The 23,594-nt window shown below is 63.7% G+C and carries 19 protein-coding genes; 6 read left to right on the forward strand and 13 right to left on the reverse strand.

All coding sequences use genetic code 11. The annotated features are described in order from the left end of the window. Positions 1-32: 32 nt before the first annotated feature. A complete protein-coding gene (locus tag P0D80_RS04930) occupies positions 33-611 on the forward strand; it encodes a YceI family protein (protein WP_132382471.1) in 579 nt (192 codons plus the stop codon). 367 nt (positions 612-978) lie between these two features. After that, the gene (gene dinB / locus P0D80_RS04935; RefSeq protein WP_408281734.1) at positions 979-2,145 is read left to right on the forward strand and encodes a DNA polymerase IV; all 1,167 of its coding nucleotides are present in this window, start codon (positions 979-981) and stop codon (positions 2,143-2,145) included. Here dinB and P0D80_RS04940 read toward each other — a convergent pair. The 6 genes from P0D80_RS04940 to P0D80_RS04965 form a co-directional block, all read right to left on the reverse strand. After that, positions 2,112-3,569: a heavy metal sensor histidine kinase gene (locus P0D80_RS04940; protein ID WP_408281736.1), complete on the reverse strand. Its 1,458-nt coding sequence runs from the start codon at positions 3,567-3,569 to the stop codon at positions 2,112-2,114. The genes dinB and P0D80_RS04940 overlap by 34 nt on opposite strands. After that, positions 3,566-4,252 (reverse strand): heavy metal response regulator transcription factor, encoded by a 687-nt coding sequence (locus tag P0D80_RS04945; RefSeq protein ID WP_007176723.1) that lies wholly within the window; start codon positions 4,250-4,252, stop codon positions 3,566-3,568. The genes P0D80_RS04940 and P0D80_RS04945 overlap by 4 nt, the downstream gene beginning before the upstream one ends. A gap of 101 nt (positions 4,253-4,353) precedes the next feature. Then, on the reverse strand, positions 4,354-5,850 hold the full coding sequence (locus P0D80_RS04950; RefSeq protein ID WP_408281738.1) for an efflux transporter outer membrane subunit: 1,497 nt from the start codon (positions 5,848-5,850) through the stop codon (positions 4,354-4,356). Further along, on the reverse strand, positions 5,847-7,070 hold the full coding sequence (locus P0D80_RS04955) for an efflux RND transporter periplasmic adaptor subunit (RefSeq protein WP_408281739.1): 1,224 nt from the start codon (positions 7,068-7,070) through the stop codon (positions 5,847-5,849). Before P0D80_RS04955 ends, P0D80_RS04950 begins: the two co-directional genes overlap by 4 nt. Before the next feature lie 22 nt (positions 7,071-7,092). Continuing rightward, positions 7,093-10,332, reverse strand: a complete 3,240-nt coding sequence (locus P0D80_RS04960) for an efflux RND transporter permease subunit (protein ID WP_408177097.1) — start codon at positions 10,330-10,332, stop codon at positions 7,093-7,095. Positions 10,333-10,655: 323 nt separating this feature from the next. Beyond that, positions 10,656-11,090, reverse strand: coding sequence for a VOC family protein (locus tag P0D80_RS04965; RefSeq protein WP_408177096.1), 435 nt, complete (start codon positions 11,088-11,090; stop codon positions 10,656-10,658). Between the two features lie 145 nt (positions 11,091-11,235). On the opposite strand from P0D80_RS04965, the gene P0D80_RS04970 reads away from it, so the two are divergent. The 3 genes from P0D80_RS04970 to P0D80_RS04980 all read left to right on the forward strand — a co-directional run bounded on the left by P0D80_RS04970 (position 11,236) and on the right by P0D80_RS04980 (position 13,344). Then, the gene (locus P0D80_RS04970) at positions 11,236-12,120 is read left to right on the forward strand and encodes a LysR family transcriptional regulator (protein ID WP_408281741.1); all 885 of its coding nucleotides are present in this window, start codon (positions 11,236-11,238) and stop codon (positions 12,118-12,120) included. Positions 12,121-12,288: 168 nt separating this feature from the next. Then, positions 12,289-12,927 (forward strand): LysE family translocator, encoded by a 639-nt coding sequence (locus P0D80_RS04975; RefSeq protein WP_408281742.1) that lies wholly within the window; start codon positions 12,289-12,291, stop codon positions 12,925-12,927. A 69-nt stretch (positions 12,928-12,996) separates the two neighbouring features. Further along, a complete protein-coding gene (locus P0D80_RS04980) occupies positions 12,997-13,344 on the forward strand; it encodes a hypothetical protein (protein ID WP_408281743.1) in 348 nt (115 codons plus the stop codon). A 44-nt stretch (positions 13,345-13,388) separates the two neighbouring features. On the opposite strand, the gene P0D80_RS04985 is transcribed toward P0D80_RS04980, so the two are convergent. After that, complete coding sequence (locus P0D80_RS04985) at positions 13,389-15,101, reverse strand: SulP family inorganic anion transporter (protein WP_408177092.1); 1,713 nt, start codon at positions 15,099-15,101, stop codon at positions 13,389-13,391. A 707-nt stretch (positions 15,102-15,808) separates the two neighbouring features. Here P0D80_RS04985 and P0D80_RS04990 point away from each other — a divergent pair. Next, on the forward strand, positions 15,809-16,666 hold the full coding sequence (locus P0D80_RS04990; protein ID WP_408177091.1) for a PA4780 family RIO1-like protein kinase: 858 nt from the start codon (positions 15,809-15,811) through the stop codon (positions 16,664-16,666). 42 nt (positions 16,667-16,708) lie between these two features. Here the strand turns inward: P0D80_RS04990 and P0D80_RS04995 are convergent, their stop codons facing one another. From P0D80_RS04995 to P0D80_RS05020, 6 genes are all read right to left on the reverse strand, one after another. After that, positions 16,709-17,764, reverse strand: a complete 1,056-nt coding sequence (locus tag P0D80_RS04995) for a LacI family DNA-binding transcriptional regulator (protein WP_408177090.1) — start codon at positions 17,762-17,764, stop codon at positions 16,709-16,711. Between the two features lie 50 nt (positions 17,765-17,814). Continuing rightward, positions 17,815-18,978 carry an ABC transporter ATP-binding protein gene (locus tag P0D80_RS05000; protein WP_408281745.1) on the reverse strand — a complete coding sequence of 388 codons (1,164 nt, stop codon included), beginning with the start codon at positions 18,976-18,978 and terminating at the stop codon, positions 17,815-17,817. A 4-nt stretch (positions 18,979-18,982) separates the two neighbouring features. Beyond that, entirely contained in the window at positions 18,983-19,900 is a 918-nt protein-coding gene (locus tag P0D80_RS05005) for a carbohydrate ABC transporter permease (protein ID WP_408281748.1), read from the reverse strand. Further along, a complete protein-coding gene (locus P0D80_RS05010; protein WP_132382447.1) occupies positions 19,900-20,841 on the reverse strand; it encodes a carbohydrate ABC transporter permease in 942 nt (313 codons plus the stop codon). Before P0D80_RS05010 ends, P0D80_RS05005 begins: the two co-directional genes overlap by 1 nt. A 9-nt stretch (positions 20,842-20,850) precedes the next feature. Further along, positions 20,851-22,089, reverse strand: coding sequence for an ABC transporter substrate-binding protein (locus P0D80_RS05015; RefSeq protein ID WP_408281750.1), 1,239 nt, complete (start codon positions 22,087-22,089; stop codon positions 20,851-20,853). A gap of 61 nt (positions 22,090-22,150) precedes the next feature. Further along, on the reverse strand, positions 22,151-23,563 hold the full coding sequence (locus tag P0D80_RS05020; RefSeq protein WP_408281753.1) for a GH1 family beta-glucosidase: 1,413 nt from the start codon (positions 23,561-23,563) through the stop codon (positions 22,151-22,153). Between the last annotated feature and the right edge of the window lie 31 nt (positions 23,564-23,594).

Consider the following 23,594-nt stretch of genomic DNA (forward strand, 5'->3'; position numbering starts at 1 on the left):
GTCACAGCACTTTCTGAAACCTGGAGAACAACTTGAAGAAACAACTTTTGCTCGCCGCAGGCGCGCTGGCCACTGCACTGTCGTTCAACGCGATGGCAGCCGATACGTATCAGCTCGACCCGACACACACCTACCCGAGCTTCGAAACCGATCACTTCGGCGGCCTGTCCATCTGGCGCGGCAAGTTCAAGAAGAGCAGCGGCACCGTGGTGCTGGATCGCGCGGCGAAGACCGGCACGGTCGACGTGACGATCGACATGAGCTCGGTGGATATCGGCAACGACAAGCTCGACGCGGAACTGGTCACGGACAAGTTCTTCGACGCCGCGAAGTACCCGACCGCGACCTACAAGGGCACGCAGATTCGCTTCGACGGCGACAAGCCGGTGGAAGTGATCGGCACGCTGACGATGCACGGCATCACCAAGCCGGTCAATCTGAAGATCGAATCGTTCAAGTGCATCATGAATCCGATGCTCAAGCGTGAAGTGTGCGGCACGGAATCGACCGCGACGTTCAATCGCGACGACTTCGGCGTCGACTTCGGCAAGACCTACGGCTTCAAGATGCAGACCACGCTGCACATCCAGGCAGAAGGCATCAAGCAGTAATTGCCTGTCGCCCGGACTCCCGGGTTTGCATCAGGCGGTTGCGGCAACCAGTCCCTCGACTTCCGTTGCCGCAACCCGCTCCCAACTCTCCACGCCAGCCCGTTTCTTCCCTCAGCCGCTCACCGGCGAGCGGAACGTATCCGCGCTTTCCGTGTAAGTCCCCGTCTGCCCATTCGATGTCACCGTGATGCCGAGCGTCGGCGCGTCTTTCACCACGCTCGTGCTGTTAGCGGAAACCAGCGTCGACGCATTGGCGGTTTCAACGGCCGTGTACGGGGTGAGCTACCGCTTCTGAGCGGTCCTGGCGGCGGCAGAGCAAGGTACTATTACGGTTTGACCGTCGTCGTCAGCCGTTTTTTGCCATCCCATGAGTTCTGCAAGCCGCCGCATCGCGCACCTCGACATGGACGCGTTCTACGCGTCCGTCGAGCTTTTGCGCTATCCGGAACTACGAGGCCAGGCGGTGGTGATCGGCGGCGGCCGCAACGGCGTGCCGCAAACGCTCGAAGACGGCACCCGCCGCTTCGCGAAGCTGCGCGATTACGCGGGCCGCGGCGTGGTGACCACCTCCACTTACGAAGCGCGCGCGCTCGGCGTGTTCTCCGCCATGGGCATGATGAAGGCCGCCGTGCTCGCGCCGGATGCGATCCTGCTGCCCACCGACTTCGACTCCTATCGCCACTATTCGCGCCTGTTCAAGGCGGCGGTCGCCACGTTCACCGAGCGCATCGAAGATCGCGGCATCGACGAAATCTATATCGATCTGACCGAACTGCCGGGCGAGCCGCGCGAGATCGCCGCGCGCATCAAGCAGGCGGTCAATCAGGCCACCGGCCTCACCTGCTCCATTTGCGTGGCGCCGAACAAGCTGCTCGCGAAGATCGGCTCCGAACTCGACAAACCCGACGGCCTCACCATCCTCACGCCCGCTGACATTCCCTTGCGCGTCTGGCCGCTGCCGGTGCGCAAGGTCAATGGCATCGGACCGAAGGCCGCGGAGAAGCTGACCGCGCTCGGTCTCGCCACCGTCGGCGATCTGGCGGCGGCGGACGCGGGGCTCTTGCAGGACCACTTCGGGCGCAGCTACTCGGCGTGGCTCATGCAGGTCGCGCAAGGCCACGACGAGCGGCCGGTGGTCGTCGAATCGGAGCCCAAGTCGATGAGCCGCGAGACGACCTTCGAGCGCGATCTGCATCCACGGCACGACCGGCCCGCGCTATCGAGTTCATTTACCGGCTTGTGCGTGCGGGTGGCGGAAGATCTGGTGCGCAAGGGCTACGTGGGACGGACCGTGGGCATCAAATTGCGTTACGACGATTTCCGCACGGTCACGCGCGATCTGACGCTGGACGTGCCGACCGCCGACGCCGCCGAGATCCGGCGCGCGGCGACCGAATGCCTGCGCAGAGTGGAATTGAACCGCAAGCTGCGGCTCCTCGGCGTGCGCGTCAGTGCGTTGACGCCGGCCAACGCGCTGACACCGCCGCGACGTCTGCCGGTTCAGGCCGACTTGCCCTTCACCAGCGACGAATAACCGGTTCCCTCGGCCGCCGCGCTCGTGTTCGAGCGCGCCGCCGGCACGCCGGCTTCGAGCGGCGAGACCGCCGCAACCGAGAACGCAAAGGTGTTGATGCCGTGCGCGCTTTGCGCCGACACGGTGCCGCTATGCATCTCCGCAATCGCTTTCACGATCGCCAGACCCAGCCCGTGGTTTTCGCGGCTGTTCGTGCGCGAGACCTCGGCGCGATAGAAGCGGTCGAACAGATGTTCGAGCACGTCCGGCGCGATCGGCTCGCCGGGGTTGGCCACCGCGACGCGCACCTGATCCTGATCACTCACGATCGTCACGCTGATCTCGGCGCCCGGCTCGCAGTGCTGGATCGCGTTCATCAACAGATTCGTGCAGGCGCGGCCGAACAGCGAGCGATTCACGCGCGCCATGGCGTCGCCGCGCAATTGCGCATGCACCCGCGCTTCTTCGAGCGGTATCTCCAGAAACTCCAGCGTATGCGCGACTTCCGCAGCCAGTGACACGTCGATGAGGCCCGTCGCGCGCTCACCCTGATCGGCGCGGGCGAGGAACAGCATGTCGTTGATGATCGCCCGCATGCGCTCGAATTCTTCGAGATTCGATTGCAACGTATGGCGCAGATCGTCGACCGAGCGATTGCGTGTCAACGCGACTTCCGTCTGGCCGATCAGAATCGTCACCGGCGTGCGCAGTTCATGGGCCACGTCCGCATTGAACGATTCGAGGCGGCCATACGCGCCGTCAAGCCGCTCGAGCGCACCGTTGAAGGAGTTGGCCAGGTCGTTCAGTTCGAGCGGCAGCGAGGCCGTATTCAGACGCTGCGAGCGGTTGTTCGGGCTCACCGCGGAAGCGTCGCGCGTGAGGCGCGTGAGCGGCGCGAGGCCGAGCCGCGTGACCGAATAGCTGAGCAACAGGACGCCGAGGCTGCCCAGCGCCGACAACGCGGCAAGCGCGAAGCCGAACACGCGCATGGTGCGCACATTGGGCGAATAGCTCGCGGCCACCTGCAATTGCACCGCCGGACGCGCGCCGTAGGCTGGAATCGTGGCCGTGGAGGTCAGCATGTCCTGGCCGCCGCCGGCCGGCGTCACGCGCGCATAGCCGCCCGCCCAGCTCGTCACCACCGAACCGTCGACCGGCGTGCCGTAATGGAAATACGGATCGGGGCTCGACACCGCATACACGGTGCTGCCGTCGTGCGGCGTCATGTCGGTGAGCTTTTCGCGCGCCATGCGCCACTTCTCCGGCGTCACGGCGTGATAGACGATGATGCGCGCGATCTGCGTGCGGTCGTCGAGCGACTCGCGCAGATGGTGTTCGAGCTGCGTGCGCAGCACGAGAAAGAGCCCCGTGCCGACCAGCGTGAACACGAATAGCGCGACGAACGCGAACATCAACGCGAGGCGCCGGGCTATCGAGCGGTTCATGATTGCTCCGCCTCTTCCCGCACTTCGAGCACGTAACCCATGCCGCGCACGGTGTGCAGCAGTTTGGAGGGGAACGGGCCGTCGAGCTTGGCGCGCAATCGTTTGATCGCGGTCTCGACCACGTTCGTATGGCTGTCGAAATTGACGTCCCAGACCAGTTCGGTAATGGCCGTCTTCGACAGAATGTCGCCTTGCCGGCGCGCCAGCACGCTGAGCAACTGGAATTCTTTCGCGGTCAGGTCGAGCCGCACGCCGTCGCGGGTCGCGCGCCGGCCGATCAGATCCACGAACAGATCGCCGACGGAAATCAGCGTCGACTCCTGCGAGCGGGTGCGGCGCGCGAGAGCATGCAGCCGCTCGACCAGTTCGAGGAACGAAAAGGGTTTGGTGAGATAGTCGTCCGCGCCTTCGCGCAGTCCACGCACGCGGTCGTTCACGTGATCGCGCGCGGTGAGCATGATGACCGGCGTGGACTTGCGCATACGCAGCGCCTTCAGCACGCTGAAGCCGTCGCGTTTGGGCAGCATCACGTCGAGAACGATCACGTCGTAATCGAATTCGGTGGCCAGATGCATGCCTTCCTCGCCGTCGAGCGCGACGTCGACGACCCAGCCCTGCTCTGTCAAACCGGAGCGCAGGTAGTCCACCACCTTGTGCTCGTCTTCAACAATCAGCAATTTCATGCGCGTCCCCTTGTATGTGCATTATACGAAACGCCTTGCAATCTTCTTGCGCACCGCCGCGTGCTCCTGTTGCCGCCCCTGTTGCTTCATGATCCGGTAGCTCACCGCGCGGGAGCCATCGCCTCCTTCGTGTCGTTCGGCTGCGCGCCCATGGGCATGTTCGGCATGTCCGCGCCGACGTCCCAGCCGCCGCCGAGCGCCTTCACGAGCGAGACCGACAGCGTCATCTGCTGGCCGTGAATCTGCACGTCCTGGCGCTCGCTGGTGAGCAGTTGCTGTTGCGCGGTGATCACGTCGAGGTAAGCGACGAGGCCGCCCGAATAGCGGTCGTTGGCGAGCGCCAGCAGATGCTGCGCGTCGGTGACGGCCTCGCTCGACTGCTTCGCCGCGCCGTCCAGCACGGAGAGTCCGGTGATGCCGTCCTGCACCTGCTGGAACGCGGTGAGCACGGTCTGGCGGTAGTTCGCCTCGGTGGCCTTGTAGCCTTCGCTCGCGAACTTCACGTTGGCCGCGCGGCGGCCGCCGTCGAACAACACCTGGCCGACCGCCGCGCCGAGCGTCCACATCAGCGTGGGCGCGCTCAACAGGCTGGCGAACTGTGTGCTTTCCCAACCGATGCTCGGCGCCAGCGTGAGGCTCGGGAAAAACGCCGCCTTGGCGACGCCGATCTGCGCATTCGCCGCGGCCATCGCGCGCTCGGCCGAGGCGACATCCGGCCGCCGCTGCAACACGTCGCTGGGCACGCCGAGCGGGATCGACGGCACTTTCGCATCGAGCACCTTCGGTTCGATCGCGAACTGCGGCGCTGGCACGCCGACCAGCGCGGCGATCGCATGCTCGAACTGCGCGCGCTGGTTCAGCAGCAGTTGCGCCTGCACGCGCGTCGAGTCGAGCAGCGATTTCTGCTGCAGCACGTCGAGCCCCGACACCGAACCGAGATCGTGCTCGGTCGTCACGTAGTCGAGCGCCTTCTGCTGCAGTTTCACCGACTGATTCAGCACGTCAATCTCGGCGTCGAGTTCGCGCAGCGAGAAATAATCGGTGGCGAGATCGGTGGTCAGCACGAGCCGCGCGTTGGCGAGGTCGTCGGCCGACTGCTGCGCGGAAGCCGCGGCGCCTTCCACCTCACGACGTATCCGGCCGAATAGATCGGTGTCGTAGTTGATGGTGGGGCCGAGCTGCACACTGTTCTGCACCGTCGACGTCGTGGGCGTGCCGTAATTCGTCTGCGGACGGTTCTGCGAAATCCGGAAGCGCGATGCCTGCGCCGCGAAATCGACTTCGGGAATCTGCTGCGCGCGGTTGTTCGCGAGCGTCGCCCGCGCCTGCTCGTAATGCGCGCTGGCCGCCAGCAGCGTCTGATTCTGCGCGAGCCCCTGCGTTTCCAGCGTGGCGAGCGTCGGATCTCTGAACGCGCTCCACCAGTCCGGCGAAATCGGCGCATGAGACGGTACGGCCACGCGCCAGTACGAATCGGTTTGCCAGGTGGGCGGCACTTCGGCCTGCGGCCGCTGATAGTCCGGCCCGACCGTGCACGCGGCCAGCAGCGCCGCGCCTGCCAGCGTCGTCAGTGCACGGCATGTGGCCACGTGCCTCACGACGCCCCCTTGCCATTGGCCTGCGGCTGCTGGATCTGCACGTGATCGCCGTCCGCGATCGAATCGCTCGGGTTGATGATGATCCTGTCGCTGGCCTCGATGCCGCTTTCGATTTCGAGCGACTGGCCGAGATCCTGCGCGATCACGATCTTGTGCAACTGCACGTTGCCGTTCGCATCGACCACCGCAACCCGCGGGCCTTCAGCGCGAAACAGCAAGGCGTTGCCCGGCACCATCAATCGCGCGTGCGCAACCGCCGGCAGCGCGACCTGGACATACGCGCCGGGCCGCAGCTTGTCGTCCGGATTCGGCAGTGTCACTTCGACCTGCAGCGAACGGGTGGGCACGTCGATCGCGCCGGAAATGTGCGTGATCGTGCCGTGGAATTGCTGGCCCGGCAGTTCGGCCTGCGTCACCACCACCTTCTGTCCCACCGACACGTTCTGCGCGTACGCCTGCGGCAACTGCACATAGACGCGCAGCGGGTCCGACTGCGCGAGCGCGAAGAGCGCGCGGCTCGTGCCGCTGCCCGCGTCGATCAGGTCGCCGACATCCACATTGCGCTGCGTGACTACGCCCGCGAACGGCGCGACGATGCGCTTGAACGATTCGAGCTGCTGCAGGCGCTTGACGTTGGCGTCGGCGGCGGCGAGGTTGGCCACGTCTTGCGTGTACGTGCTCTGCCGTTCGTCGAGTTCCTGTTGCGAGACCGCATCGCGCTGACGCAGTTGCTGCCAACGGTCCAGCGAGCTCTTGGCAAGGCCGAGGCTCGAACTGGTTTGCTGGCGCTGCGCCAATGCCTGCGCGAGTTCCTGATCGATTTCCGGCGTGTCCAGATCGGCGAGCAGCTGACCCTGCTTCACACGCGTGCCGATATCCGCGTACCAGTGCAACAGATAACCGGTGGAGCGCGCGTAAATCGGCGATTCGACGTAGCCGCGCAGCGTACCCGGCAGCAAGGTATTGCCGCCGCCTTCGGTCTGCGTCGGACTCACCACGTTCACATACTGCGTGGCGTTCTGCTTGGTGGTCTCCGCCACCGAACGGTTTTGCATCATGTTCGCAACCACAGTGCGCAAGGCCCCGACGGCGAGCAGTGCCAGCACGATCCACACGGCGATCTTGGCGCGTTTCCATTCGCGATGGCGCGGCGGCAAGGCGTGGCCGCCTTCGGTCTCTCGCGCCGGAATCGCTAGCGATGCATGAGTTTTTTCGGTCATCTCAGTCAGCCATCATTTAACTTTACGCGGGCTTGCCGGCACCGCCGTGCCCGGGCGCGGGGCCGTCGTGGCCGTCGCCGTGGGAACCATTGTGGTTTGCGTCGCCGTCGTCACCATCGTCGCGGTGACGGCGCGCAAGGCGGGAGTGAATCGCCGCGAACACCAGCGGCACGAAAAACAGCGTGGACACGGTGGCGAACAGCAAGCCGCCGATCACCGCGCGGCCGAGCGGTGCATTCTGCTCGGCGCCTTCGCCGAGACCGAGCGCCATCGGAATCATGCCGATGATCATCGCAAAGGCGGTCATCAGCACCGGCCTGATCCGGCTTGCACCGGCTTCGAGCGCGGCGGTCAACGGCGGTGCGCCGGCGGAAAGGCGCTGGCGCGCGAACGCCACCATCAGAATACTGTTGGCGGTGGCCACGCCCATGGTCATGATCGCGCCCGTCAACGCCGGCACACTCAGGTGCGTGCCGGTCAGGAACAGCATCCACACAATGCCCGCCAACGCCGCGGGCAACGCGCTGACGATGATCAGCGGATCGACCCACGACTGGAAATTCACCACGATCAACAGGTACACCAGCACGATCGCCATCGCCACGCCGATCCCCAGACCGAAGAACGAACTGCGCATGGTCTGCACCTGGCCGCGCACGGTAATCTGACTGCCGCGCGGCAGCGACGCACGCACGTTGTCCACCAGCTTGTCGACCTGATTCGCCACACTGCCGAGGTCGCGCTTCTCGACGCTCACATACAGATCGATCACCGGCCTGATGTTGTAATGCGTGACTTCCGCGAACTGCGTCTGCGGCGTGACCCGCACCAGATTGCCGAGCAATTGCGTCGGGCCGGTGGTCGAGCCCGACACCGGTGTGCGCAATAGCTCATCGATCGACGACACCTGATACTGCGGCGTCTGCACCGCCACGTTGTATTCCACGCCGTTGCGATTGTTGAACCAGAAACCCGGCGAGGTTTGCGAACTGCCCGACAGCGAAATGAGCACGTTTTGCGCCACGTTGCTCGCGCTCAGATTGAGTTGCTGAAGCCGTGTGCGATCCATCTGAAGATTGATCGCCGGTTCATCCAGTTTCTGCTGGATGTGCGTGTCCACCGTGCCGGGAATCATGCGCACCTGTTTCAGCAGCTTGCGCGCTATGTCGAAGTTGCCCTCCTGATTCGCGCCGGAAATCTGCACGTCCACGGCAGCAGGTAGGCCGAAGTTGAGAATCTGCGTGACGATGTCGGCAGGCTGAAAGAAAAACTCGACGCCCGGAAAACGCTGCGGCAGGATCGCGCGCAGTTTGTCCATGTAGATCTGCGTGGGCTTGTGATCTTCATTGAGCGCCACCTGGATCTCGCCGTCAAGCGTACCGATCGTGCCCGCATTGCTGTACGAGAGGTTGATGCCGCTATAGGGCAAACCGAGGTTGTCGAGAATCGTGCCGAGTTCTTTTTGCGGCACGACTTCGCGAATCACCTTTTCGACTTCGTCGGCGAGACGCGCGGTTTCCTCGATGCGGGTGCCGGTCGGCGCACGCATATGCAGGCGAATATCGCCGGCGTCCACGCTCGGGAAGAAGTCTTCGCCGAGCACGAAAATCAGGCCCATCGAGACGACGCAAAAGCCGAGGAACACGCTGCCGAACATGCCGCGCCGCACCAGCAAGCTGCTGAGAATCATGATGTAGCCGGCGCGCATGCGCTCGAAACCACGATCGAAGCGATGATAGAGGCGCATGAAGAGATTCGGCTTCGCGCCCTGCTTCGGCTTGTGCGCGTGACCCATCAGCAGCATCGCGAGGGTCGGCACCAGCGTACGCGACAGAACGTACGAAGCCAGCATCGCGAACACCACGGCTTCGGCGAGCGGCACGAACAGATAACGCGCCACGCCGGTCAGGAAGAACATCGGCACGAACACGATACAGATACATAGCGTGGACACGAGCGCGGGAATCGCGATTTCGCCCGCGCCGTCGAGAATCGCATCGTGCAGATTCGTGCCCATATGCAGATGCCGTTCGATGTTCTCGATCGTCACCGTGGCATCGTCCACCAGAATCCCGACCGCCAGCGCGAGACCGCCGAGCGTCATGATATTGATGGTCTGTCCGAGCGCATGCAGCGCGATCAACGAGGACAGGATCGACAGCGGAATCGAGATCGCGATGATGCAGGTGCTGCGCCAGTTGCCGAGGAACAGCAGAATCATCGCGGCGGTCAGCGCGGCGGCAACCAGCGCTTCGCGCACCACGCCCTGCACCGCCGCTTTCACGAACACCGACTGATCGAATAGCGCGGTGATCTTCAGATCCGGCGGCAAGGCGGCTTGCGCGTTCGGCAGCAGGCCGCGCAGCGTATTGACGATGGAAAGCGTCGACGCACTGCCGTTCTTGAGCACCGACATCAGCACGCCGCGATGGCCGTCCTGCCGCACGATATTGGTTTGCGGCGAGTAGCCGTCACGCACGTGCGCGACCTCGCGCAGATACGTCGTCGCACCGTTGAGCGTGCGCACCGGAATATCGTTGAGCCCTTCCAACGTGGCGGGCGAGCCGTTCATGTTGATCGTGTATTCCTTCGGTCCGATCTTCGCCGTGCCGGTCGGCAGAATCAGGTTTTGCGCGTTGAACGCGCTGACCACATCGGATGGCGTCAGCCCTTTGGCGAGCAACGCGCGCGTGTCCAGGTCGACCGAGATCAGCCGCGATTTTCCGCCGTAGGGGTACGGCACGGCCGCGCCGGGAATCGTCACGAGCTGCGGACGCAGGAAGTTCAGCGCCGTGTCGTTGAGCGCCTGCTCGGAGAGCTTCGGGCTCGACAGGCCGAGCTGGATCACCGGAATACTGGAGGCCGAGTAGCTGATCACCAGCGGCGGCGTGGCGCCTGGCGGCATCTGCTTGACCTGCGCCTGTTCGACGGCCACCGTCTGCGCGATCGCCGTCTGGATGTTCGCGTTCGGCTGCAGGAACACCTTCAGGATCGTGATGCCCGCGAGCGACTGCGATTCGATGTGCTCGATGTCGTTGACCGTGGTGGTCAGACTGCGCTCGTTCACCGACGTGATGCGGTTGGCCATGTCTTCGGCCGACAAGCCCGTGTAGGTCCAGATGATACTGACCACCGGAATATTGATCTCCGGCAGCACGTCGACCGGTGTGGTCAACAGCACGAATGGCGTCGCCAGCAAAATCAGAATGGCCATCACGATGAACGTGTATGGCCGTTTAAGCGCAACGTTGACGATCCACATGAAACGCGCCCGAATGAATGCAGGTAAGGGATGGGTGAATCAGCGCTTATGCTAGATCGGTAGCACCAACGCCTGCATGGCGCGAAAATGGCGGAATTGTCAGGAAGTCTAATGTAAGGAAAAACAGTGCTTGAACTGCGGGACGGTTTGCTGAAAAGCAAACGTTTGATGAGCGAAGATAGCCGAGGTTGAGGCCTCGGTTCAACGCGATGTCACGCGAGAGCATCACGAAACATCGCATCGATTGATTTGCGCGAAGCAAATACTTCACGCATATTGAAAGCTTAGTCGATCACGGCCGATTTGCCATGTCGCTGTCAGCGTTACTTCGCAAACAACGCAGACATATCCGCAAACGCCTTGAATTCCAGCGCATTACCCGACGGGTCGAGGAAAAACATGGTCGCCTGCTCGCCCACTTCGCCCTTGAAGCGCACGTGCGGCTCGATGATGAAATCAATGCCGGCCGCCTGCAGCTTGTCCGCGGCGGCCTGCCATTGCGCCATCGAGAGCACCGCGCCGAAGTGACGGACCGGCACGGCGTCGCCGTCGACCTTGCTGGTGTGGCGGTGGCCAATTTCCTCGGGCGCGAGGTGCGCGACGATCTGATGACCGTAGAAATTGAAATCGACCCACGCGTCCGAACTGCGTCCTTCCGGACAGCCTAGCAGTTCGCCGTAAAACTCGCGTGCGGCGGCAAGGCTATGAACAGGGAACGCCAGATGGAACGGCGGCAAGGCGGTATCGGCAACGCTCATGATGGGGAAACTCGCTGATTGGAATTGGGTTGAACGTGCATGCGCCTTGAAGGCCACACGCGTGAGGCAAAGTTTAACCATGATTAAAAATGGTGAAAAACGATATATATTTGATCTCACCATCACCAAAATCGATCAATCTATCATGCTGAGCGAACTCAAGACTTTTATCGCCGTGAGTCAGTACGGCACGTTTTCCGGCGCGGGCGCGCGCATCGGTTTGACGCAATCCGCCGTGAGCGCGCAGATGCAGCGGCTCGAAGAGGAACTCGGCTTCGCGCTGTTCGACCGCACCGGCCGCTCCGCCACGCTCAACGACGCCGGCCGCGAAACGCTCGCGCTCGCCGAGGAAATGATGACGCTCTACGCGCGGCTCTCCGAACGTGGCGCGGTCGCGGCGGAAAGCGGCATGCTGCGGGTGGGTGCCATCGCGTCGGCGCAAGTGTCGTTTCTCGCCGACGCGCTCGCGCGCTTTCGCGACGACCGTCCCGGCTGGCGCATTCGCGTCGTGCCCGGTGTGTCGCTGGGCTTGCTGGGGCAAGTGGACTCCGGCGAACTGGATCTGGCCGTCGTCATCAAACCGCCCTTCGCGCTACCGTCCGAACTCGAATGGCGCACGCTCGTCACCGAGCCGTTCGTGCTGCTCGTGCCCAAGGCGCTTGCGCGCGGCAAGGGCGAGGCGCGGTCCTGGCGCGAACTGCTGCGCAGCGAGCCGTTTATCCGCTACGACCGCACCTCGTTCGGCGGCAGGCTGGTCGACCGGTTTCTGCAGCGCTCGCGGCTGAACGTGCACGACGTGATCGAACTGGACGAATTGCAGGGGATCGTGCAACTGGTCGCACGCGGCATCGGCGTGGCGCTGCTTCCGAATAGCGCGGGACTCGGCAAGTGGCCAGCCGGGGTCGTCGCGCTCGAACTCGGCGAGGCGACGTTTCAGCGGGAGATCGGCCTCGTGCAGCGCCCGCGGCATAGCCGGCAGGCGGTGGCGGGTGCGCTCGCCGACTGCATCGGCGCGGCGGCGGGTGCGTGAGCCGGCAGGCGCCTGCGTGATTGTGCTGTTGCCGGAACAGTCAACTGTATCTGTGAGATTCGGCCTGCCGAGCGCAAAATCCCCGTTCGCGCGACGCTTCGTGACGTTCGCGCCTTTACCCCTGTGCGCACCCAGCCGCACACCTTGCCCGCCGCCGAGGTCCAGCCCATGATCGCCAGCACCTTCCTCACCGCCGATGTTTTGATCGCCTACAGCGCCTACTTCGTCGGTACGGCGAGCCCGGGGCCGAGCAATCTCGCGATCATGTCACTGGCGATGAGCTCGGGCCGCCGCTGCGCGTTGACCTTCGCGCTCGGCGTGGTATCGGGTTCGTTCTTCTGGGCGCTGCTGGCGTCGCTGGGTTTGTCGGCGGTACTCGCCACTTATTCGGAATGTCTGGTGGCGATCAAGATCGCCGGCGGCCTGTATCTGCTGTGGCTCGGCTTCAAATCGGCACGCTCCGCGTTTCGTCCCAAGGCGCTGCCCACGGGCACCGCGCGCGAGGACGAATCGCTCAAGCGCCTCTATCTGCGTGGCCTGCTGCTGCATCTCACCAATCCGAAAGCGATTCTGGTCTGGCTGTCGATCGTCTCGCTGGCCATGTCGCCGGCCGGCGGCGCCTCGCACACCACGCCGGTGGTGCTCGGCTGCATGTGCATCGGCGTATCGGTGTTCAGCAGCTACGCGGTGCTGTTTTCGACCGCTTCGGCACGGCGCATCTACTCGGCGATCCGCCGCTGGCTCGACGGGTCGCTCGCGATCATGTTCGGCATTGCCGGCATCAAGCTGCTGACTTCGAAAACCTGAGCGCGCCTGGAAACGGCCGCCGCTCTGCGATACTGTCGCCGTGACGATTGAAGCGGATAGACGAACACGATGAGCGGCAGCAACGAAGTGAATCCGGCAGCGCAACGCTCGCCGTGGCAGAAGCGGCTCTATCTGGCGGGCGTCGCGGCGCTGGTGACCGGTGTGATTCTGGCCGTGATCATCTATGCGACCACGCCGCCGCCGGACAGCGCCGTCTCCCTGTACAGCATCGCCGATCCGCGCTATCAGATCGAATTGCAGCGTATCGGCGGCAATGCGGCGGTGCTGATGGCGCAGCTTCATCAGTGGTTCGACGGACTGTGGCACGGCACGGCGCTCGCTTATACGGTGGCCGTGCTCGGTGCGGTCATCGCGGGCGTGTGCTTCTTCATCGGCTATTTCTTCGCAGACGAATAAGCGCAACGCCAAAAGCCACGCGCCACCCTCGCGCAAACCAGCGCTTACGTCGCCTCTTTCACATGCCGGTCGGGCTTCTCCACGCCGGCCGTGCGCAGCGCTTCGTGCAAAGTGTTGAAAATGCAAGTTTCCTCGACGATCGGCGTGATGCCGTGCCGGTCCATGTCCGAGCGCAAATAGCGGTTCACGCGCGCGAAGAGCACCTTGATGCCAACGCTTTTCAACGTCTGGATCAACTCGCCGATCGAACGCGAGGCCGAATAGTCGAGGTCGGTGATCGCGCTCGCGTCGATCACGAAGCAGTGCACCTTGCTGGGGGCTGCGTCGATCAGGCGGCGCGCATCGTCGACGAAAAAGTGGTCGTTCGCGTAAAACAGGTCGGCGCCGAAGCGGTAGACGATCAGGCCCGGCGCGGTCTGGATGCCGGGCACGGCGGGCACCGGCACCCACACGCCGTCGTCGCCAGGGGCGAGAATCATCGTATGCGGACGGTAGCTGTGGCGCACGTGCCGCAGCAGCGAGAGCGCCACGGCCACCAGAATGCCGTGCTCGACGCCGATCAGCACCACCGCCGCTGCGGTGAACACGGCCAGCGCGAATTCGCCGGGACTCTCGCGGCGAATCGCAAACAAGGTCTTCAGATTGATCAGGCCGATGGCGATCGTGAACACGATGCTGGCAAGAATGCAGTGCGGCAGATACTGCAGAAAGCGGCTGAAAAACAGCAGCACCACGACCACCACCGCCGCGAACACGAGCTGCGCGAACTGGCTGCGCGTGCCCGCAAGATCGGCCATGGCGGTTTGCGTCGGGCTGCCGTTCACCACGAAGGCGCCCGAGATCGCCGCCGCCGTGTTGGCCGCGGCGATGCCCAGCAGGTCGGCGTTGGTATCCACCGGCTCGTGATGACGCTCGGCGAACACGCGGCTCGCGGCGGCGCTTTGCGCGACGATCATCACGAAGCAGGACGCCGCCACGGGCAGCAAATCGAGCATCTGCTGCCATGTCACCGACGGGATGCGCAGCGGTGGCAAGCCGCCCGCCACCGGGCCGAGCACAGCGATACCGTGGGCCGGGAAATGATAGAGATCGCTCGCGGCGATACCCGCCACGACCGCGATCAACGGCACCGGCACGCGTGGCAGGAAGCGCTTGAACGTCAGAATGGCGACGACCACCAGCAGCGAAATGGCGAGCGTCGGCCGATTGACCTGGGTGGCTTCGCGCACCACCAGCACAAGCTGATCGACGCTGCGCACGGCGTGCCCGGGCAAGCCGAACATGTCGCCGAGCATCGCAATGCCGACCTGCACGCCGACGCCGGCGAGAAAGCCGACCAGCACGGTACGCGACAGAAAGTCGGCGAGAAAGCCCAGTTTGAAAATCCGCGCGATGAACAGCAAGGCAGCGGTAAGCAAGGCGACCATCGCGGCGAGCGCGGCATATTCAGCGCTCGCCGCCGGCGCCATGGTGGAGAGCCGGCTTGCGAAAATCGTGGCGGTTGCGGAGTCGGCGGCTACAACGAGGTGCCGCGAAGCGCCGAAAAACGCAAACGCGATCAGCGGCAGAAAGACCGTATACAGACCCGTGACGGCCGGCATGCCCGCAATGCGTGCGTAGCCCAGCACTTGCGGAATATCCATCGACGCAAGCTGCACACCGGCCAGCGCATCGCGCGCCGCCGCGGCGCGGTTCAGGGGAAGAACGCCCTTCAGCACGCTGGCGCGCGCCGTGATATTCGCCAGAAATTCTCGCATACGCGATACTGCCCTAATCCAGGTTATCGCGCATCGTGCCGCGACTCGGCACTCAAAGGCAAGACTTGTAGCGAGATCGGCTCAAGAAAAGAGAACACCGCATCACGCGCCCCCATGGCGCTGCGGAAAATCACCCACTTACAGATTCAACGCTTGAATTGCCCCGTCACCGGATCCACGTGCCGCGCGAAACCAACCAACGCGGCGATGCAGATCGGGCAGGCAATGAAGAACACGGCCAACATCTCGCACCCCGTAACATATTGTTACCGCCAAGTTTAAGCGATCACCATGCGAATTGAATGCTGGAAATCAGCAAATCAGTGTGTCGGCAGCTACAACAATCTCGCGTGCGCCCGCGATCGTCCGCATCGGGATATCAGCAGAAAATGCGGCGCAAACGGTAGCGAAGCGTATGTTCGACGGCGCGTGCGATACGCAAACGGTTGCGAGCCCATTCACCCGTCACGATCGAAAAGTCGGCTTTCCTTTTCACCGTCCGGCAATTAGACGAACGCTTCTAGCGGTTCGGGCGCGCATTGGAATCATCAGGCAAGAAGCGATCGACTCGCGACCCCCGTCATGGCTCTTTTCCATGCTCCGCGCGGTCTCCCCGTATAATCCGGCATGACCCGAATCCCGCATCATCTGCCCTCGCAACCGGCCGCTTGTCGCCGCCGCGCCGCCCGCCGCCCTTCGGCGGTCGCATGAAAACTCCGAAACGTCTGCTCCCGCTGGTCGAAGAAGGCCTGATCGACGAAGTCATCTGCCAGTTGATGAGCGGCAAGGAAGCCACCGTGTACGTGGTGCGCAGCGGCGACGCCACGCGCTGCGCGAAAGTCTACAAAGACGCCAAGCAGCGCAGCTTCCGCCAGGCCGCGTCCTATCGCGAAGGCCGCAAGGTCAAGAACAGCCGCCAGCAGCGCGCGATGGAAAAAGGCAGCCGCTATGGCCGCGAAGTGCAGGAACAGGCCTGGCAGAACGCCGAAGTCGACGCGCTGTTCCAGCTCGCCAACGCGGGCGTTCGCGTGCCGCAGCCGTTCATCTGCACCGACGGCGTGTTGCTGATGGAGTTGGTGACCGACGCCGACGGCAATGTCGCGCCGCGTCTGAACGACGTCGAGCTGACGGAAGAACGCGCGCTCGACTTGCATGCGCTGCTGGTGAACCAGGTGGTGCGCATGCTGTGCGCCGGCATGATTCACGGCGACCTGTCCGAGTACAACATCCTGCTTGCCGCCGACGGCCCGGTCATCATCGACCTGCCGCAAGCGGTGGACGCCGCCGGCAATCTCGAAGCGCCCGCCATGCTCGAGCGCGACGTCAACAACCTCGCCACGTATTTCGGCCGCTTCGCGCCCGCGTTGCTGGACACCAGCTACGGCAAGGAAATCTGGTCGCTCTACGAAGCGGGCGCGCTGCATGTCGACGCCGCGTTGACCGGCCGCGTCGAACTGGACACCACGCCGATCGATCTCGAAGCCGTGCTCCAGGAACTGGAAGATACACGGCTCGACGAAGAAGCGCGCCTGCGCTACGAGCAGTCGCTGCGCAGCGGCACCTGAGCGTTAGCCGCGGGCGGCACTTCGCCGCCACGCGAGACGCCGCTACGTCGTGCGGCTCAAACGCGCCGCCTCGATCGCGGCCGCCGTCACACCCGGCGCCGGCCCCACCGACTCACGCATCGTCACGCTCACCGGAAACTCACGGAAAATCTCCCACGTGGTCCGGTAGCACTGATTGAGCAGCCAGCGCACGGCGTTCTGCGTCAGTTCCGCAGTCGGAATATGCACCGACGTGAGTCCTGGCGCGGCATAAGCGGCCGAGTAATCGTCGTCATAGCCGATCACCGAGACCTCGTCGGGAATGGCAATGCCCGCCTGGTGAAAACGCGCCAACGCGCTCACGGCCATCGTATCGTTCGCGCAGAACACGCCGGTGAAGGGACGCTTCGCGTCGAGCAGCTTTTGCGCGGCGGCGTAGCCGCCTTCCGGTGAGAAGTCCGATTCGATCAGCGTGACGTCGTCGCGCGCAATGCCCTCGCGCGCCAGTTCGGCAAAGAAGCCTTCCAGACGCGTCTGGTTGTCCGAGGCGCTGAACGGCCCGGAAATCACCGCGATGTCGCGGTGCCCGTGATCGAGCAGCGTGCGCGCCGCCAGTTCGCCGCCACGATGATGGTCGGCGCAAAACGACGCTTCCGGCAACTGATCGAACGCGCGGTTCAGAAACACCATTTTCGGGTGCATGCGGTGCAGCATGATCAGATCCTCGTCGTGCAGATCGTGGCTGATCACCACCACGCCGTCGCAATCGCGGCCGATCAGAAAGCGCACCGCCTCGATGGCCTGCTCGCGCGGCGACACTTCTCCGCAGCCCGTCGCCACCACCACGTGACGGTGCACCGCGCGCAGTTCGGTATCCGTCTGCTTGAGAATCGTGCCGTAGTAGGAGCCGAAGAAAGTCGGCACGAAAATGCCGACCATGCCGAGCGACTGCGTTGCCATGGCCCGGCCGATGGAAGACGGACGAAAGTTCAACTGTTCGATGGCCGCCTTCACACGGGCGGCGGCATCGGCTGAGATGGGTCCTTTACCGGAAATGGCACGCGAGGCGGTCGACATGCCCACGCCGGCCAGTGCCGCGACATCTTTGAGTGTTGCCACGCGGATCTCCGTCAAGCATGTTGTATTTTCAGTGACGCCGCGTGCCGGCGCTACAAACGCGCGCCGCCCGCTTCGTCGAACAGAGAGACATGGGTACTGTCGAACGAGAACGCCGCGGTGTCCCCTATCGCCAACGGCGTCTTCGTCTGGTCGATCGATGCGACCTGCACTCCATGATAGTCGAGCCAGATGACGCGGTGGTTGCCCATCGGCTCCACCAGCGAAACTTTTGCGTGTTCGCTCGCGCCCTCGGCCAAGCGCACGTCTTCGGCCCGAACGCCGAGCACGCACGGCAACCCGTTGACCGGCGTGGTCTTGAACGGGTACGCAGACACGTCGAGGCGCCAATGGCCGGTGCTGAAGTGGACCCTGCCCTCGCGTTCTTCAAGCGTGCCCTTGAGCAGGTTCATCGCGGGCGTGCCCAGAAATGTCGCGACGAAAAGGTTGTCGGGGCGCGCGTAGACTTCGGCGGGCGTGCCGAACTGCTGGATCACGCCGCCGCGCATCACTGCCATGCGGGTAGCGAGCGTCATCGCCTCGACCTGATCGTGCGTGACGTAGATCATCGTCGCGCCCAAACGCTGATGCAGTTGCTTGAGTTCGCGGCGCAGTTCAGTGCGCAATTTGGCGTCGAGATTCGAGAGCGGCTCGTCGAACAGGAACACGTCCGCTTCGCGCACGATTGCCCGGCCGATCGCCACCCGCTGCCGTTGGCCGCCTGAAAGCTGCGCCGGTTTGCGCTTGAGCAGCGGCCCGAGTTGCAACATCTCGGAGGCGCGCGCCACGCGCCGCGCGATCTCCGCTTTCGGCGTGCCGTTGATGCGCAAGGCAAACGACAGGTTGCGCTCCACGCTCATGGTCGGATAGAGCGCGTACGACTGGAACACCAGCGCGATGCGCCGGTCCTTCGGGTCGGCCCAGGTCATGTCCTCGCCGGCAATTTCGATGGCGCCGTCGGTCACGTCGATCAATCCGGCAATGCTGTGCAGCAAGGTGGATTTGCCGCAGCCGGACGGGCCGAGCAGCACGACGAATTCGCCGGCTCGCACGTCGAGATCGAGGTTCTCGATCACCGTGTTCGCGCCCAGCCGAATGGTCAGATTGCGCACGGCGACGTTGGCCGGATTCGTGAGACCCGCCGCGTCCGCCGCATCGGAACTGCCGACCACGCCCGCCATGTCCACGGCGTTTGCCATATTAGCCACGTTTGTCATTGCCCTATCCCTTGACGGCGCCGGATGCAATGCCGCGCACGAACCAGCGGCCCGAAACGAAGTACACCGCGAGCGGCACCATGGAGGTCAGAATGGTCGCCGCCATATTGACGTTATAGAGGCGCTCGCCGGTCGTCGTATTGATGATGTTGTTCAGTTGCACCGTCATCGGCAGGTTTTTGGTGCCGGCGAACACGAGACCGAGAATGAAGTCGTTCCAGATGCCCGTCACCTGCATGATGATCGCCACCACGATGATCGGCGTGGACATGGGCAGCATCAGTTGCACGAAGATACGCCAGAAGCCGCCGCCGTCGATGCGCGCCGCCTTGAACAGCTCCTGCGGAATCGACACGTAGTAGTTGCGAAACAGCAGCGTCATCACCGGCATGCCGAAGATGGTGTGAATCACCACGATACCCGGCAGCGAACTGAACAGATGCACGCTCGCCAGCACGCGTACGAGCGGATAGACCATCACCTGCACGGGAATGAACGCGCCCATCAGCAGCACGCCGAACAGCAGGCCGGCGCCGCGCGGTCGCCAGAACGACAGCGCATAGCCGTTCACCGCGCCGATCGCGATCGACAGAATCGTGCTCGGCACGACGATGCGCACCGAGTTCCAGAAACCGACCTGAATGCCGTTGCAATCGAGTCCGGTGCACGCGGACTGCCACGCGGCGCCCCACGCGCTGAGCGTGAAATGCGCTGGGAACGCCAGCAGATTGCCGAGGCGGATCTCGCTCATCGGCTTGACCGAGGTGACGAGCATCACGTAGAGCGGCAGCAGAAAGAACAGCGCGGCCGTCAGCAAAAATGCGTAGACGCCGAGGCGCGCCGGTGTGAATGCAGTGCGGCGGCGACGCGGCCGCGTGCGGTCCGGCGTGCCGCCTTTCAGCGGCGGACTGAGCGTGTTCATCACACCTCCTTACGCAAGGCCGCGCGGCTGCGGGCGTAGAAGAACGGCGCGAGAATCGCCAGCACGGTGGCCAGCAACACGATCGACGCCGCCGACGCGAGCCCGATGTTGGCGCGGCCGAACAGATAGTCCATGATGAACTTCGCCGGCACTTCGCTCGCCGTGCCGGGGCCGCCTTGCGTCATCGCGACCACGGCGTCGTAGAGCTTCACGACCATCACGAACAGCAGCACGAAAGCGGTGGAGATCGACGGCCCGAGCATCGGCACGACGATGCTGGCATAGACACGCCAGCGCGGAATGCCGTCGATGCGCGCGGCCTTCCACAACTCGTCGTCGATGCCGCGCAAACCCGCGAGCAATAACGCCATCACCAGACCCGAGGCCTGCCACACCGTCGCGATGACGATGGTGTAGATCACCCAGTCCTGATCGACGATCCAGTCGAAGCGCGCGTGCGCGAAACCGAGCTTGTGCAGCACGGCCTGCGCGCCCAGTTGCGGGTTCAGGATCCACTGCCAGACGAGTCCCGTGGCCACGAACGACATCGCGTACGGATAGAGAAACACTGTGCGCAATGCGCCTTCGGCAACCACGCGCTGATCGATGAAGATCGCCAGCAGCAAACCGATCACCATGCACGCCACGATAAAGCACGCGCCATAGATCACGATGTTTTGCAGCGACAGCAGCCAGCGATCGTTATGGAAGAGCCGCACGTATTGCGTGAAGCCCGCGAAGTCGCCGGAAGGAAACGTGCGCGAATTGCTGAGCGACACGCGCGCGGTCCAGATCATCGTGCCGAGATAGGCGAAAACAACGGTCAGGACCATCGGCAGCAGCGCCAGCCACGCCGCGAACGGAAAACGCTTTTTGAGCGGCTTCTTCAGCCGCGCTTGACGTGTCTTCGACCCGGCGGCCGGCAGCTTGAGCGCGTGCATGCTGCGCACCTAGCTCTTCAGCGCACTGGCGAACGCTTTCTGCGCGTCGTCGACCGACTGGTTCTTGTTCCAGAAGTTGGTAATGACGTCGATCAACGCGCCCTGCGTGTCAGGCGAGAGCAGCATTTCCGGATTCGGCAACTGACGCGACTTGTCCTTCATGATCGCAATGCCCTCCTTCGCGCAGATGTCGAGACTGCTGCCGTCCACGTCAGGACGAATCGGAATCGAGCCTTTCTTCGCGCTGAATGCGACTTGCGCGGCCGGCGAGGTCATCACCGTGGCAAGCAGATTCTGCGCCTTGATCGTGGTGGGATTGTCCGTTTTCGGGAACACGAACACGTCGCCCGCGACCAGATACGGCGAATGCAGACCGAAACCGGGGAAGCAGCCGAAATCTTTGCCCGCGACCTGATTGGCCGCGGAGAATTCGCCCTTGGCCCAGTCGCCCATGATCTGCACGCCCGCCTTGCCGGAAATCACGAGCGCCGTGGCGTCGTTCCAGTTGCGGCCGGGCGAGCCGGCATCGACGAAATCGTGCAGGCGCTTGAACGATGCCAGCACTTTCTTGAAGGCGTCCGACTTCACGGCGTTCATGTCGCGGTCGCGGTACACCTTCATATAGAGATCGGGACCGCCCACATCCGCCAGCACCGCGTCGAAGGTGATTTTCTCCTGCCAGGGCTGGCCGCCGAGCGCGAGCGGAATCACGCCCGCGGCTTTCAGCTTGCCGAGATCGGCGATGAACTCGTCATAGCTTTTCGGCTCTCCGGCAATGCCGGCTTTCTGGAAAACCGGCTTCGAGTAGAAGAACCAGGCCGGCATATGGATATCCACGGGCGCGGCGTAGTAATGCCCCTTGACCTTGATGCTGTCGAGAATCGACTGCGGGAACACGCCGTTCCAGTTCTCTTTCGCGGCGACGTCGTCGACGTTGTTCAGCAGGCCCTGATCGATCAGGTCGTGAAACTGCTTGGACGTATTGAACTGCGCGGCAGTGGGTGGATCGCCGCCGACGATCCGGTTGATCGCCGTGGAGCGCGCCTGATCGGCGCCCGCCACCGCATTGTCGACCCACTGGCCGCCGGCCTTGTTATACGCATCGGCAAACTGGCGAATCGCGGCCGACTCGCCGCCCGAGGTCCACCAGTGAATCACGTTGGCCTTCAAAGGCTCCGCCTGCGCGACGACGCCATACAACGCCAGTGCCGCAACCACGCCTCGCAAGACCATTTTTTTGCTGTTCATTCCGTCTCCTCCAGGCTTGGCGCCCGTGTTTCAAGTCGACATACCAACCAGCTCCCGCCTGCTATTCACTGCGTGCTTTGCGCTCCTTCAGGAACTTCGACACCAGCTCCGCGCTGCGTTTGATCGTACGCTTCTGGGTAGCGTAATCGACGTGTACGACACCGAAGCGACGCTCGTACCCGAAGGCCCACTCGAAGTTGTCCATCAGCGACCAGAGGAAATAGCCGCGAATCTCCACGCCGGCCTTGATCGCCTGGTCGACCGCGGCGAGATGGCGCTTGAGGAACGAGATGCGCTGGCTGTCCTCCACATGGCCGTCGATCACCTTGTCGTCCGACGCCATGCCGTTTTCGGTGATGTAGATCGGCGGCAGATTCGCATACGTGGCCTTGAATCCCGTCAACAGATCACGCAGGCCGTCCGGATACACTTCCCAGCCCATCTGCGTGCGCTCCACGCCTTCGAGCGGCACGTCCCTGAAACCGTGCGCGCCATCGCTCGCGACATTCGTGCGGAAATAATAGTTGATGCCGAGGAAGTCCAGCGGCGCGGCAATGGTTTGCATGTCGCCGTCGAGCACCAGCGGCTCGGTGCCCGGCCACAACTCGAACAGATCCCGCGGGTAGCTGCCCTTGAGGAGCGGATCGAGAATCCACGCGTTGTGCTGCACTTCGAACAGATGCGCTGCGCGCTGGTCGGCGGCGCTCTCGCTATTGGCCGTGCCGCGTCCGATGTTGGCGACAATGCCTTTTTGCGAAGCCGGATCGTTGGCGCGCAACACCGGCACCGCGAGGCCGTGCGCCAGCAGCAGATGATGCATGGCCTGGGTGGCGTAGCGCGTGTCGGCGAGCCCCGGCGCGTGGTGGCCGTTGCCGTAGCCCAGAAACGCCGAGCACCACGGCTCGTTGAGCGTCGCCCACGCATCGACGCTGCCGGCCAGTTCGCGGCTCATCAGGTCGGCGTAATCGGCGAAACGATACGCGGTATCGCGATTGAGCCAGCCGCCGCGATCTTCCAGATGCTGCGGCAAGTCCCAGTGATACAGCGTCACGGAGGTCGTGATGCCCTTCTCTTTCAGCCGCGCCAGCAGACGCTTGTAGAAGTCGATGCCTTTGCGGTTCGGCGCGCCGGCCGCATCCATCACGCGCGGCCAGGCAATCGAAAGCCGGTAGCCTTCGAAGCCGAGTCCGGCCAGCAGGTCGACGTCCGCTTCCCAGCGATGATAGTGATCGCAGGCCACCTCGCCGGTGTCGCCGGCCAGCACTTTGCCGGGCGTCGCCGAGAAGGTGTCCCAGATGGACGGCAGGCGGCCGTCTTCGTTTACCGCGCCTTCGATCTGATACGAAGCGGTGGCCGCGCCGAGCAGAAAGTTCTTGCGCCACAGCGACGAGTCCGCGGGCGGGGTGAAAGGGTCGGCGACTGGCTGGGAATGGGGGGAGAGAGCGTCGGATACAGCGGATGTGTCGTTTGCCACGGATTCTCCTGCGCTGAGGTCGTTGAACCGG

Origin of the sequence: Paraburkholderia sp. RL17-373-BIF-A (assembly GCF_046030175.1) — a bacterium.
Lineage (GTDB): Bacteria > Pseudomonadota > Gammaproteobacteria > Burkholderiales > Burkholderiaceae > Paraburkholderia.

Coding starts and splice junctions, on each gene's coding strand:
- dinB (WP_408281734.1), top strand. CDS start 979: ATGAGTTCTGCAAGCCGCCGCATCGCGCACCTCGACATGGACGCGTTC.
- P0D80_RS04940 (WP_408281736.1), bottom strand. CDS start 3,569: ATGAACCGCTCGATAGCCCGGCGCCTCGCGTTGATGTTCGCGTTCGTC.
- P0D80_RS04945 (WP_007176723.1), bottom strand. CDS start 4,252: ATGAAATTGCTGATTGTTGAAGACGAGCACAAGGTGGTGGACTACCTG.
- P0D80_RS04955 (WP_408281739.1), bottom strand. CDS start 7,070: ATGACCGAAAAAACTCATGCATCGCTAGCGATTCCGGCGCGAGAGACC.
- P0D80_RS04960 (WP_408177097.1), bottom strand. CDS start 10,332: ATGTGGATCGTCAACGTTGCGCTTAAACGGCCATACACGTTCATCGTG.
- P0D80_RS04965 (WP_408177096.1), bottom strand. CDS start 11,090: ATGAGCGTTGCCGATACCGCCTTGCCGCCGTTCCATCTGGCGTTCCCT.
- P0D80_RS04970 (WP_408281741.1), top strand. CDS start 11,236: ATGCTGAGCGAACTCAAGACTTTTATCGCCGTGAGTCAGTACGGCACG.
- P0D80_RS04975 (WP_408281742.1), top strand. CDS start 12,289: ATGATCGCCAGCACCTTCCTCACCGCCGATGTTTTGATCGCCTACAGC.
- P0D80_RS04980 (WP_408281743.1), top strand. CDS start 12,997: ATGAGCGGCAGCAACGAAGTGAATCCGGCAGCGCAACGCTCGCCGTGG.
- P0D80_RS04985 (WP_408177092.1), bottom strand. CDS start 15,101: ATGCGAGAATTTCTGGCGAATATCACGGCGCGCGCCAGCGTGCTGAAG.
- P0D80_RS04990 (WP_408177091.1), top strand. CDS start 15,809: ATGAAAACTCCGAAACGTCTGCTCCCGCTGGTCGAAGAAGGCCTGATC.
- P0D80_RS05000 (WP_408281745.1), bottom strand. CDS start 18,978: ATGACAAACGTGGCTAATATGGCAAACGCCGTGGACATGGCGGGCGTG.
- P0D80_RS05005 (WP_408281748.1), bottom strand. CDS start 19,900: ATGAACACGCTCAGTCCGCCGCTGAAAGGCGGCACGCCGGACCGCACG.
- P0D80_RS05010 (WP_132382447.1), bottom strand. CDS start 20,841: ATGCACGCGCTCAAGCTGCCGGCCGCCGGGTCGAAGACACGTCAAGCG.
- P0D80_RS05015 (WP_408281750.1), bottom strand. CDS start 22,089: ATGAACAGCAAAAAAATGGTCTTGCGAGGCGTGGTTGCGGCACTGGCG.